The organism is Thermaerobacillus caldiproteolyticus (assembly GCF_013761245.1).
Lineage (GTDB): Bacteria > Bacillota > Bacilli > Bacillales > Anoxybacillaceae > Thermaerobacillus > Thermaerobacillus caldiproteolyticus.
The window spans coordinates 57,449-70,695 of the sequence record NZ_JACDUT010000006.1; the positions used below are offsets into that span (position 1 = coordinate 57,449).

Annotated in this window: 12 protein-coding genes; 4 read left to right on the top strand and 8 right to left on the bottom strand. The window is 40.8% G+C overall.

Translation table 11 applies throughout. The features are described 5' to 3' along the window. Positions 1–24: 24 nt before the first annotated feature. The 3 genes from HNR31_RS10355 to HNR31_RS10365 form a co-directional block, all read right to left on the bottom strand. Complete coding sequence (locus HNR31_RS10355; protein ID WP_181556175.1) at positions 25–702, bottom strand: YetF domain-containing protein; 678 nt, start codon at positions 700–702, stop codon at positions 25–27. A gap of 132 nt (positions 703–834) precedes the next feature. Beyond that, a complete protein-coding gene (locus tag HNR31_RS10360; RefSeq protein ID WP_181556176.1) occupies positions 835–1,767 on the bottom strand; it encodes a DMT family transporter in 933 nt (310 codons plus the stop codon). After that, positions 1,748–2,680, bottom strand: coding sequence for a DMT family transporter (locus HNR31_RS10365; RefSeq protein WP_181556177.1), 933 nt, complete (start codon positions 2,678–2,680; stop codon positions 1,748–1,750). The genes HNR31_RS10360 and HNR31_RS10365 overlap by 20 nt, the downstream gene beginning before the upstream one ends. 311 nt (positions 2,681–2,991) lie before the next feature. Between HNR31_RS10365 and HNR31_RS10370 the strand changes: the two genes are divergently transcribed. The 4 genes from HNR31_RS10370 (at position 2,992) to HNR31_RS10385 (ending at position 8,105) form a co-directional block, all read left to right on the top strand. Then, complete coding sequence (locus HNR31_RS10370; RefSeq protein ID WP_181556178.1) at positions 2,992–4,077, top strand: GerAB/ArcD/ProY family transporter; 1,086 nt, start codon at positions 2,992–2,994, stop codon at positions 4,075–4,077. A 2-nt stretch (positions 4,078–4,079) separates the two neighbouring features. Continuing rightward, entirely contained in the window at positions 4,080–5,606 is a 1,527-nt protein-coding gene (locus HNR31_RS10375) for a spore germination protein (RefSeq protein WP_181556179.1), read from the top strand. Continuing rightward, entirely contained in the window at positions 5,603–6,742 is a 1,140-nt protein-coding gene (locus HNR31_RS10380; protein WP_181556180.1) for a Ger(x)C family spore germination protein, read from the top strand. The genes HNR31_RS10375 and HNR31_RS10380 overlap by 4 nt, the downstream gene beginning before the upstream one ends. A gap of 172 nt (positions 6,743–6,914) precedes the next feature. After that, positions 6,915–8,105, top strand: coding sequence for an MFS transporter (locus HNR31_RS10385; RefSeq protein WP_220129503.1), 1,191 nt, complete (start codon positions 6,915–6,917; stop codon positions 8,103–8,105). Between the two features lie 70 nt (positions 8,106–8,175). On the opposite strand, the gene HNR31_RS10390 is transcribed toward HNR31_RS10385, so the two are convergent. From HNR31_RS10390 to HNR31_RS10410, 5 genes are all read right to left on the bottom strand, one after another. After that, positions 8,176–8,391 (bottom strand): DUF6501 family protein, encoded by a 216-nt coding sequence (locus tag HNR31_RS10390; RefSeq protein ID WP_181556182.1) that lies wholly within the window; start codon positions 8,389–8,391, stop codon positions 8,176–8,178. Positions 8,392–8,845: 454 nt separating this feature from the next. Continuing rightward, positions 8,846–9,049 (bottom strand): NETI motif-containing protein, encoded by a 204-nt coding sequence (locus HNR31_RS10395; RefSeq protein WP_181556183.1) that lies wholly within the window; start codon positions 9,047–9,049, stop codon positions 8,846–8,848. Positions 9,050–9,136: 87 nt separating this feature from the next. Further along, complete coding sequence (locus tag HNR31_RS10400) at positions 9,137–9,289, bottom strand: DUF2639 domain-containing protein (protein WP_181556184.1); 153 nt, start codon at positions 9,287–9,289, stop codon at positions 9,137–9,139. A 108-nt stretch (positions 9,290–9,397) separates the two neighbouring features. Continuing rightward, entirely contained in the window at positions 9,398–11,446 is a 2,049-nt protein-coding gene (locus HNR31_RS10405) for a transglycosylase domain-containing protein (protein WP_258561056.1), read from the bottom strand. A 111-nt stretch (positions 11,447–11,557) separates the two neighbouring features. After that, positions 11,558–13,240 (bottom strand): DHA2 family efflux MFS transporter permease subunit, encoded by a 1,683-nt coding sequence (locus tag HNR31_RS10410; RefSeq protein ID WP_181556185.1) that lies wholly within the window; start codon positions 13,238–13,240, stop codon positions 11,558–11,560. Positions 13,241–13,247: the final 7 nt, after the last annotated feature.

Sequence of the window (13,247 nt, forward strand, 5' to 3'; positions counted from 1 at the left end):
GCCCTCTTTTCATTTGTTGTTGTACTATTCATATGTTTGCGCAAATAGTCCGTCTCCCTCAAGCCATTCGGCAATCAATACGTCTTTATAGTTAGAAATTCCTTGTGCGCGCAGTTCGCGTTGTAACCAGATTTCATCTTTTCCTGCATCGCGAAGCTCGTCTAAAAGCACTTCCCCATCGCGAATGAGCGTGACGGGAACATGAACAGGTTGTGGCGGCATACGAAAATCTTCCCGGATCGTTTTTTGATATTTCGCTTTTTTGATCACGCTGATCGAACCGTTGACCTCTAAATAACAAAATGCTACTTCACGAATGGAAAACGTTTCGTTTTGGCGAAGCAAACTTTGTAATTGATTGAGCGTTATTCGATTTTTCTTTAACTCCTCCCAATCGATAATGCCGTTTTTAATCAGAGCTGATGGTTTCCCTTCTGCAATGCCACGAAAGCGTAAAAATTTTTGCCCGATATATTCGACAAGGAAAAGCAACAGTCCCCATATCCCCATTGAGTAGATAACATAAAATACGCTAATCTGATCATCATACAGTGCATTTCCAAGCAATTCTCCCAACACAAGAGCAGAAATAAACGTAAAAGGGGTCATCTGGTTAATCAGCTTTTTTCCAATCACTTTGACAATGAGAAACAAAAAAACAAACCCTGTGACGAGTTCTAATGTAAGATGAATGAGCTTCATACCCGCCCTCCTGCGCACATTCGTTATTATTCATTATGAGCGGATGCAAGTCTGATTATGTCCTCTAAGGAGAATTTTACTTGTTGAATAAACAAAACAAGGGATGTCGACCTAGTCAACATCCCTCGTTTTTTATAATATAGATGTTGTCGAACGTGAGGATTGTCTCTCTTTTTTCTGAGACAACAAGAGAACCGTCACAGTAATGCAAACAGCTCCAATGGTTTGGAACAGGCCGAACGGGACATGTAAGAAAGCGATCGAGGCTACTACGGCCGATAGCGGCTCTACGCTAGATAGTAGGCTCGATTCCGTCGGCGATAAGTAGCGAATGCTTTCGACAAACAATAAAAAGGCTAATAAAGTGCCAAATACAACGACAAATAAGATAAGTAGCCATGTCTCCATATCCCAGTGAACCGACGGCAAAGGAAAAGGAGGAAAAATAAAACACATGCCTCCCCCACCGATGACCATTCCCCAGCCGACAACGATGACGGAGTGCCATTTTTTCAACATCTGTGCCGAAGATAACGTATAAAACGCTAAAGCAACACCCGAAAGAATCCCCCAAATGACAGAAATGAGCGATACTTTTAATTCTCCTGTCGAACCATTTGTAATCAATAGAAAGGTTCCTAGAAGGGCTAATAAAATGGCAAACGTCACCTCTTTCGATGGACGATGCTTTTGGACAACCATCACGTATATAACAATGTATACAGGAGCTAAGTATTGCAATAGCGTGGCTGTAGCGGCATTGCCGGTGGCGATCGATGCAAAATACGTATATTGCACTCCAAGCATGCCGACAAATCCAAACAATAATAAATTTACTACGCTTTTGATGTCGGTCCAGAGCGAAAATATTGCCATCCGTTTGTATGCCGCAAACAATAGTAATACGCTTCCTGCAAGAATCATTCGCACAACGACAAGCCATTCTGCGGTTATTTGCTTTTCTTGAAATAACACTTGTGCCGCTGTCCCTGATAATCCCCAAAGCGTTGCACCGGTGATGACCATTATTAGTCCTTTTATTCGATTAGAGACTTGAGCGACCATAATTCTTCCCTTCTTTTGACTGACGATGATGGATAGGAGACATAACGGCAATAAACACCCCTATGATAATCAGCAGCCCGCCTAAATAAAACGAAGCGGTCATCTGTTCATGTAAAAACAAAAAGCCAAAAACAGCGCCGACGAGCGGCTGAAAAAAGAAAAATAACGAGCCGATCCCCGCATCCATCATTTCCATTCCTTTATTCCAGAGAAAAAACGCCCCTGCTGTCGAAATAATTCCAAGATACAGTATTCCAAATACGACGATCATGCTAGGAAAAGAAACAGGTTGTTCATGTAGTTCCCAAAGCATAATCGGGGTAGTGAATAATAAGGCAAACCAAATGGCATATGTTGTGATCGTCAAGACCGAAAAGCGAGTGGAGGCCACTTTCACATACACAGATAAAAGCGCCCATGTCAGCGCTGCCCCAAGTAACACTATATTTCCCCAAAATGATGATCCACCGCTATTGTCAAAACCGATGACGATGATAACTCCAATGGAAGCCAGCAAAAGAGCAGCGGCTTTTCTCAAGGTAATCAACTCATTTAAGACAAATCTTGCGAACAAGATAATAAACGCCGGAGTTGCTGACGTGATTAACGCTCCGGTATGCGCATCAGATAATTTTGTTCCGATAAACTGCAATGAGATGGAAACAAAATAGCCGATAAAGCCGATCCATCCTAACAAAAACCAATCTTGTTTTCCAATGGAAATACTCGTTTTTGTTTTATATTGATGGACTTTTAATATCCCGAATAAAACAACGAACGCGATGACATAACGAAGCCACACTAACGTAAATGGCGGAACGAAATCGAGGACATATTTGCTGACAACATACATCCCGCCCCAGATGCTAGCTGCTAACGATAAATATAAAGCGCCGAAAAATGTATTTTTCATTGAAACAAACCTCCGTCCTCATAGGGATTTAAAAACACCATCATCCCTAAGACGAGGCGCGGTTACTAGCTGCTCACCTCGTCTTAAAAGTGAACAGCAGGTTGATCGTTTTCAAATAAATCGCAATACATTCTCATCGTTCCCATCCTTTCCCTATATGAATATCACTGAATTTTGTTTCATTGTATCAAATTATCGTCAAATACACATTACTATTTTTGTATATTATTTCATGTATATTACGAAAAAGAATAGGCATTGCCTCTTTTGGAAAAAATAGCAACATAGTTAGCCAAAGAAAGGTGTCCGCTGTGAATAATCGTTCGTTAAGTACAGTACAACTGGTTTGTATATTTATGTTATCTATCGGGCTAATGAATCATGTCATTGTGATCCCGTTGCTATTAGACGCAGCCGGCCGTGATGCGTGGATTTCGGCACTCACAGCCCTTGTTGCATTGCCATTGTGGCTTCCGCTTTTGTACTTTGTCATGAAGCAATCCAATCAAATGAATTTATTCTTATGGTTAAAAAACGAATTTAAAAGTGCCATTGCATATTTTGTGTCTATTGTTGGAAGTCTATTATTACTTGTTATAGGCTATATTACGCTCAGTGACACGGTTACGTTTACTACTACTACCTACTTAACGCGCACACCCGATTGGGCTGTTTTGTTAACCATTACAGCGATGTGCTTTTATAACGCCTATTATGGCATACCATCCATCGCAAAGACGGCGGTCATTATTTTTCCGTTTGTCGTTCTTTTTGGGATTTTAGTGATGATCGCAACCGCGCCGCATAAAGATTATTCATTGTTAAAGCCAATCATGGAAAATGGTTTTACTCCTGTTTTACAAGGGATGATTTATGTCGGTGCCGGATATGTAGAAATTTTTATTATTCTATTCATGCAACATCATCTTCAAACTCGATTTTCTTTTACAGCACTTTTCATCATTAGTGTTCTCGCCGCAAGCTTATGCATTGGTCCAACGATTGGTGCGATTATTGAATTCGGACCGAAAGAAGCAGCGAATTTACGTTACCCGGCGTTTGAACAATGGCGATTAATCAAATTAGGAACGTACATTGAATATCTTGATTTTCTTTCTGTTTATCAGTGGATGTCTGGAGCGTTTATCCGCATTTCTCTGGTTACTGCGCTTATACCAGAGCTATTTCATGTAACGGATAAAAAATCACGATTATGGATTCTAATCGTCATTTATATCACCATTTTTTTAGCCGCATTGATTCCAATCAGCGACGACAAATTTTTAGATTTGCTATATAAATTTGTTTTACCGCTTTCGCTGCTATCCATTCTATCTCTCTCTTTATTCATTGGAATATTGGCACTCATTTCATATTTAAAAAAGAGGAGAGCTTAATCATGCAAATTCCTTCAAGAGCACCACAAATCAGAAATAATAAAAATGATCATAGCGGACAGGAAACACTCATCATTTCCGAGCAAACTTTGCGCGATCATTTTTCTAATTGCAAAGATGTCGCAATTCTTACTTCGACGATTCAACCGGCAAAAACCGCAAGCGGCACGCTTACCTTAGCGTTTGTCTATTGCGAGGAGCTGTGTGATACCCAGCTTATGAAACAGGCTATATTTCCAATGTTTCGCGAAATGTGCCGCGAATATCCTTGCCAGTCGGTGGAGGAAATTGAAGCAAATAAACTGATGCCAATGGAGTTGCTTGGAAAAGAAGTGCTGATTGATGATCTGAACTATCTTCTCTTTAACGGTGATTTATTAGTCTACTTTCAAGAAGCCGATGTTTTATATTCCCTTACGCTTGCCAATCCGCCGAACCGCAACCCGGAAGAGCCGAACACGGAAGTGTCAATCCGCGGTCCGAAAGACGGTTTTATTGAGGAAATTTCGAAAAACGTCGCACTCATCCGCAAGCGAGTGAAATCTCATAAGCTCTTTTATGAACAATTTATCGTTGGAACAAGAAGTCAAACAAAAGTGGGATTAATGTACATGGATGATATCGCGAACCGCGAAATGATTCATGAGGTGAAAAAAAGAATTTTACATGTAAATATTGATTCCATTACGAGTACCAATCAGTTGGAAGAACTGATTGGTGACAAAAGTTTCTTGCTGTTTCCGTTATTTGCATACACAGGACGGCCGGATTTTGCAGCGAATTGTTTATTAAATGGAAGATTTATCATCTTATTAGACGGTGCTCCTACCGTCATTATTGGTCCAGGAAACTTATTGTTTTTACTGAATACATCCGAAGATACTGTTACATCACCTATCTTTGTCATTTTTCAGAGACTCCTTCGCTTGTTGGGCGTTTCTGTGTCTATTTATTTACCCGGATTTTGGGTCTCCTTATTATCGTTTCATCAAGACGAAATACCATTCACTCTCTTAGCAACCATTGTGCTTTCAAGGCAAGGAGTACCGCTACCTGCTCCACTCGAAATGTTTATCATGGTAGGGTTGTTCGAAATTTTTAAAGAAGCGGGCATGCGCTTGCCGTTAGCGATCGGTCAAACATTATCGGTTGTCGGCGGATTGATTATTGGACAATCGGCTGTCAACGCTGGCTTATCGACACCGGGAAGCCTTGTTGTAGCGGCTATTTCCGTAATTGCCACGTTTACATTAGTGAATCAAAACTTATCGGGAACCGTGACATTGTTGCGTTTTATTGTCTTAATCGCTTCTTCTGTACTAGGGTTATTTGGGTTTATCGCTTCTTTATTTTTACTTTTAACATATACAGCAAATTTAACTATATTTGGAATTCCATATCTTACTCCATTCTCTCCACCAACCATGGATATTTTGAAACCCTTAATCCCAAATGGTTGGAAACTATTCAAAAAAAGGGCGGGTTTGGTAAAACCGCAGGACGATACATCGAAGGGGGGAGCGAATTGAAATTCAAAACCGCCTTTCCCCTTATGATCTCTATATTTTTGCTGACAGGGTGCTGGGGAGCACAAAATATTGATCATCTGGTGTATGTTGATTCCATAGGTGTTGATTATAAAGATGATCATTTTATCGTTTATGTTCAGCTCTTTAGCTTCACCGGATTAGCAAAAGTGGAAACTGGAGGGACTCAGGAAAAAACATCCGTTGCCGTTGGAAAAGCCACAGGCGAAACGTTTAATATTGCAACCGATAAGCTGTATACTTCGATTCAACGAAGGGTATCATGGGGGCATGCGAAAAGTATCGTGTTTACAAAAAGAGCGCTGAAGAAAGCAGTACTGCAAGACGTCTTAGATGTTTTAAACCGATATAACGAAATTAGGCATACAATATGGGTCTATGCGACAGATGAGCCATTAAAAAAACTTTTTGAGACAACACCATTTTTGCATACAACCCCATACTATTCTTTATTATCAAATCCTGAAGAGATTTTTAAACAAAGTTCATTTATTCGGCCGATTCGCTTAAATCTTTTTATAGCTGATATCAATGAAGCTTCAAAAACAGCGCGGCTTCCTTATCTCAACATTACTACGCGTAATTGGGAGGAAAATAATAAAGAAAAATCGATGTTAAATTTAAAAGGAATTTGCTTTGTTGATCACTATGAGCTTCAAAAATGCATTGATCGCTCTAAGTTGCTGGGAATCAGGTGGCTTGAAAAAAAAATAAGCAGGACTCCTATTTATGTAAAAAAAGGAAACAAAGTAGTTGCATCTATAAATGTTCTTAATCCTAATTCAAAGATTTCCTACCAAATCAAAGGAAATACTCCTGTATTTAACATAGAGGTATCCGGCAGTGGAAGTGTGCTTGAGTTAAGGGAAAAATTAACAGAAACACAATTAATTCGCTTGGCACAAAAAGCAGTGGAAGATGAAATAAGAAGCCTCTACAAGTTAGGGATAAAATATGATATTGATATCCTTAATCTCTCTGAAGTGATGTATCGCAAAAACTCAGAAGATTGGAAGAAGTTTTCCGAAAACGGAAAGATTCCATTAACAGACGAAAATTTAAAAAAGATTAAAGTAGAAATTTCCATTGATACATCTGGGAAAGAGAAACTAAGATAATAATGTATCTCTATGTTTGTGAAACATATGCTATTTGTAAAAAATCTTTTTATTGCGACCATCATCAAATGGGTTATAATGGAATAAAATGCCTCCCTTCGCTTTCCACGAAGGGGATTTTTTTTGAAAACGATAAGGAGGATGGAGAAACGTGGAAACAAATCTTCAACGTATGACAGGAGTACATACAACGGTATATCCCATTTTAATTGCCATTAGTATTGGTCACTTATTAAACGACTCAATGCAAGCGGTCATTCCTGCCCTGTTTCCGATTTTGGAGAAATCAATGAATTTATCATATACGGCCATCGGATGGATCGCATTTACGTTAAATATGACTTCCTCGGTGATGCAACCGGTTGTCGGCTTTTTTACGGACCGAACCCCTTCTCCTTACTTTCTTCCGCTCGGAATGGCAGCGAGCTTGCTGGGCATGGTAGGGCTTGCGTTTGCACCGCATTTTTTCTTTGTCTTATTATCCGTCTTGTTTGTAGGGTTCGGCTCAGCCATTTTTCATCCGGAAGGATCACGCGTTGTATATTTTGCAGCAGGGGCAAGAAGAGGATTTGCCCAATCCATTTACCAAGTGGGCGGGAATACAGGGAATGCCCTTGCTCCACTATTTACGGCACTGATTTTTGTTCCGTTTGGGCAAAAAGGCGCGGTTTGGTTCACCGTTATTGCTGCTTTTGGTATCGTCCTTTTGTTTCGCGTGTCACGATGGTATTCTAACCGCCTCAAACAATACGGAACCATTCGTAAACAGGCGAAAGCCGACAAAGCAAATCCAAGACAACGCCAAAATATCATCTTCGCTTTGTCGCTATTAATCTTTTTAGTGTTTGCGCGGTCATGGTACTCCGCTGGCATTTCAAACTATTATCAATTTTATTTGATGAAACACTATCATGTGCCGATTCAAGAAGCACAGGTTTATTTGTTTGTATTTATGATCGCCGGAGCAATCGGTACATTTGTAGGCGGACCTCTAGCAGATCGATTTGGAAAACGAAATTTAATGTTATTTTCGACACTCGGCACTGCACCGTTTGCCCTCATGCTTCCGTATCTTCCGCTTGCATGGATACTGCCTGTCGTTTTTCTTGCTGGGTTTATTTTATCATTAAGTTTTTCCACATTTGTCGTGTATGCTCAAGAATTGCTTCCCGGAAATGTCGGTATGGCGTCGGGGCTGATCGTTGGTCTCGCGTTTGGGATGGGGGCGCTTGGGGCTGTTGTTCTTGGAAAAATTGCTGATTTGTATAATTTGAACATTCTTATGATATTGTGCAGCTTTCTTCCGCTGCTCGGAGTACTCACATGGTGGTTACCGAAAGAGAAAGCACTCGTTTCTCAATAGGTAAAAGACTGTCTCCGTGAAGAACAAAGACAGCCTTGTTTCATAACAGCAAAATATTTCAGAGGCGATTTTATTTCGCCTCTTCTACTACTTCAAAATAATCTTTGTAAAAACCACCGACTTTGCCGGTGTTATCGATGATAAAATAAAATTCTTCCGTTTCATTTTTCACTTCATACGTTTTTCCCGGTGTTAACACATGGTCAACGATGTACTTTTCCGCATTCGTATGTACACATTTTACTTTTTTCATGGTTGGACGTTTCAACCAAGTGTGATGAATCATATTTGTCTCCCCTTTTCAGCTATGATGGTCAAAAGGCTCACGCCTGAGCGAAAGAACAATCGCTCCGCCTTAAACTAATCCCATTTTATCGATATTTATGTTTGCAGACAATAGAAAAAGCGAAAAAAGGATGATTTGCTTTGGTAATAAAAGAGAGAATGACACTGATTTTGAAGTGAAAGGAAAGGAGTATTTTTATGTTCGTTTAACAATGTTCACATAATACTGTCGATTGGCGCATCATATAATGAGCGATAGAAAAACATCTAAGTGATCGCCAATTCCAACAAGATTTGGAGCAATACAACATGGACAATGTCGTTCATGCGCCGAAAAACTATGCATATCGAGTTGGATACGAATCATCCAGCGGCAACCCTACCGGGGAGCATCGAATCGCCAAAAAAACACGTGATTTGCAAGAATAACCAGAATGCCCTAGGAGGCATTCTGGTTATTCGTTGCGTATTCCTTCGAAAATTACTTTTCTTCCGCACGGTTCAATGATCCGCTCTCCGTTCCTTTCCACTTCATGAAAGATCGGCTCTTCAACACGTCGTATCGGAGCATATCCTTCGTCCTTCATGCGCTGTAGACATTGTTCAATCGTTTCATTCGCCCCTACTTCGAACGTTTTCTTTTTTCTTTTTTTATCCATTTCTCCACCGTTCCTTTCTTCCTTACCTATTCTATTATAATCACCTATCTGTTTCTAAAAAACAAACCGAACGAAAAATTCGCCCGGTTAACTCAATTTTTTCATCACATATTTTTTATATAGCCCATACAAAATTGATGACTTGTACGTTTCTAATTTTTTCAGTTCAACCGGATGACGCCGAATTCCGACGTCCTTCAGTTGCTTCACAAGCCAGCCTTTGGAACCAAAGTGCGCCATGTGAAAAACTCCTTTCCTCTGAACTTGTCCTATATATATGATCAAAATATTCTCGTTAGAACGATAAGAAAAACGGATTGGCTTAATTCAACCAATCCGCTTCTCTACTTATTCATGCTTATGACTTTTTTCTTTTTGTTTCTTTTCATGGGGATAGTGTGGCAGCTTTTCCTTCACTTTTCTCGGTCTTGATGGATAATCTTTTTCATGCTTCTTCTCTTCTTTTTCTTTCTCTCTTTGTTCATAAAATTTCTGTAATTGACGTTTTTCTGTTTTCAGCATGGAGTACGAAAATGATTTTGGCGGTATTCCTTCAAGAGCTTTTTCCATAATTTCACGAAAAATCACCGCTACCGTTTGACTGCTCGTCGTTTGTAAATAATGATGTTCGTCTGTCCGATCATATCCGAGCCATACTGCCCCTACAAGTTGCGGGGTGAATCCGACAAACCACTGATCTTTAACACCGTTGATACTACCAAGCGGAACTTGGGTTGAGCCAGTTTTTCCTGCCAATGCTCTTCCAAGAATATTTGCACGCTTTCCCGTTCCTTCTTTCATAACTCCTTGAAGCATAAACGTCATTTTTTGTGCTGCTTCTTTCGTTGTCACTCGCACTGCGTGTTTCTTCCATTTAGCAATTTCGTTTCCATTTTGATCAATAATTTTTGTAATGATGTGTGCCTCTGTTCGAACTCCTTCATTTGGAAAAACGGAATAGGCTTCGGCCATTTGTAATGGTGACACCCCATGTTGTAGTCCGCCTAAAGCTATTCCTAAATAATGATCTTCTTCTTCAAGAGGAATCCCAAATCGTTGAACAGCGTTTACCCCTTTTTCAAGCCCAATTTGATCAAGAAGCCATACCGCCGGAACGTTGAGCGAATGAACGACAGCCTCATGCATCGTCACACGCCCACGATACGTATGATCGTAGTTTTCTGGACGGTAACCGTTAAAGTCCATCGGTTCGTCTTTTAGTTCGTCAAAGATGTGATACCCTTGTTCTAGCGCTGGTGTATATACAGCGAGTGGTTTCATCGTCGAGCCGGGCTGTCGCTTCAATTGAGTCGCCCGGTTAAATCCGCGAAAGACATACTCACCTCGACCACCAATCAAAGCAGTAATCCCACCCGATCTCGGGTCAAGTAACACCGCCCCGCTTTGAACAAGCTGGTCATTCGTTCCTTTCGGGAAAAGTTCATCGTTTTTGTATACCGCTTCTAATGCTTGTTGCATATGTTGGTCAAGTTCGGTATAAATACGCAATCCCCCAGAAAGCACTTCGCTTTGCGTCAAATGGTATTGATGTATTGCCTCATCGATGAGATGGTCGACATAATACGGATATTTTCCTTGATATGGATCCGTCTTTTCTTTTCGCAATACAATTTTTTCTTGTTTCGCACGTAAAAACGTCTTCTCATCGATAAATCCTTGTTCTTTCATTAAACCGAGAACGATATTTCTCCTCGCCATCGCCTTTTCGTAATGTTTGAACGGAGAAAGAGAAGAAGGGGCTTTAATGAGCCCCGCTAATAGCGCTGATTCGCTCACAGTTAAATCAGAAACATCCTTTCCAAAATACGTCTCTGCTGCTTTTTTTACACCCCACGCCCCTTCTCCAAAATAAACTCGATTGACATACATCTCTAAAATATCTTTTTTCGAGTATGTTCGTTCGATCTTTTTGGCGATGAACCATTCTTCCCATTTTCTCCGCAATGTTTTTTCATTCGTTAAAAAGACGTTTTTCGCTAGTTGCTGGGTGATCGTGCTACCGCCTTCGACCCATTCGCCTGCTTCGATATTGCGAATGAGCGCACGTAAAATTCCTTGATAATCGATGCCATCATGTTCATAAAAACGGTGATCTTCTGTCGCAACAACCGCTTCTAAAAAATGATTTGGTATGCGATCGATCGATACCGGATCCATCTTTGCCACAGAAATTTTACTAGCCACCTTTCCGTTTCGGTCATAAATCATCGTAGGAGCTGGAAGCGGCTCTGCAAGAGCACCAATATCACGCGTAGCAATATAGAATTGAATTGCAGCAAAACTGCAAACAATCAAAGCAGCCGCAGTCCAAATAATCCACATTTTTCCCTTTTTTCGTTTTTGTTTCTTTCTTTTCAATACTCGACTTTCTTCCAACCGAATCCCCCCTATTCTGTCGCTTTTATACGATTCGATGGCAGCAGCTATTTTTCGTACATAAACAAAAAAACCGCCTTTCATAGGCGGTTCATGAAAGGTGGTTTTTTATTAAGAAGAGGTTATATCATTCTTTTTCCCTTTTAAAAAGAGCGATAAGATTAACGCGAGAAGCGCAAGACCTGTTGCAACAATAAATGAATCGTTAATTCCTTCTACAGTAGAACGTTGTTGAACCATTCCGTACAGAAGTTGCGTAATCACCTGGTCGCTTGGAATCAATTGTTTCAATTGCGCAATCATATCAGTCACGACCGGGTTATTCGTTGTCATTTCGTTTGTATAATTTTCCGCATGGAATTTTGCCCGGTTTGACATGACTGTAACAAGAAATGCTGTTCCTAGCGATGAAGCCACTTGGCGCAACGTATTGGCTGTTGCTGTACCGTGGCTATATAGCTGACGCGGCAGTTGGTTCAATCCTGCGGTCATAATCGTCATCGACAGCATAGACATGCCAAACATTCGGAAAATATAGAGCCATAAAATGTGGCGATACGGTGTCTCTAATGTGAGCCGGCTGAATTCCCACGTTGTGATAACGGTAATCGTTAACCCGACAATGGCCAATAAACGCGCACCGATTCGGTCGAAAATCGCTCCCGAAATCGGAGACATAATTGCCATCACAATTGCCCCTGGTAATAGCAATAACCCGGACTCAAGCGGCGTAAAGCCGCGAATGTTTTGTAAATATACTGGAAGCAGTACCATCGCTGCAAACATCGCCATGTTAATGACGCAGCCAATAATCGTTGTCAATGTGAAAATGTTATATTTGAACACACGTAAGTTCAAAATTGGATTCTCAACAGTTAAACAGCGCCATGTAAATAAAATTAAAAACAATACACCAATAATAATCGATACCGCTACCTCTGTACTGCCCCAGCCGTTACTTCCCGCTTCACTAAAGCCGTATAACACTCCACCGAATCCGATCGTAGAGTAAATCGCTCCACGAACATCCAACGTAGGATTCGCCGTTTTTGGCGTGTTTTTTAACCAAAGAAAAGCAAGAATAATATCAGCAATCGCAATTGGCAGCACGATATAAAAGAGTAAGCGCCATGAATAATGTTCGACAATCCAACCGGACAATGTCGGTCCGACCGCCGGCGCAAACATCATTGCAATCCCGACTGTCCCCATCGCCACTCCACGTTTTTCTGGCGGGAAGATGTTCAACATAATAACCATCATTAATTGCATGATAATCCCTGCACCAACGGCTTGAATGAGACGACCGGTTAAAATAACCGCGAACGAAGGGGCAAATGAACAAATGAGAGCACCAGCCGCAAACAGCGTCATCCCTGAAAGGAACAGCTTTTTCGTTGGAAACTTGGCAATTAAAAACGGGCTAATCGGAATTAATACGCCGTTGACTAACATATAGCCAGTCACAAGCCATTGAATCGTCGATGTTTCAACATTAAAATCGCTCATCATATGTGGAAGAGCAACGTTAATTAAGGTTTGATTCAAAATCGCTACGAACGCCCCGAGCATGATGGTGGCAACGACTTTTATACGGCTGCTTCCAATATTCATCATTCCTCCTTGATTTGGAGGCGGTGCTGCTTGAGACTCTTCATCTATCGGTTGAACACGTTCAGCCGTTTCTGCTTCTTCGCGCAGGACGGGTGCGTTTCTTCTTTTTCTTATTGCGTAATTCAGTACAACAAGAACAAGAATTGAAAAAACAATATACGCGGTTAAAAATGTTGACATACCGATC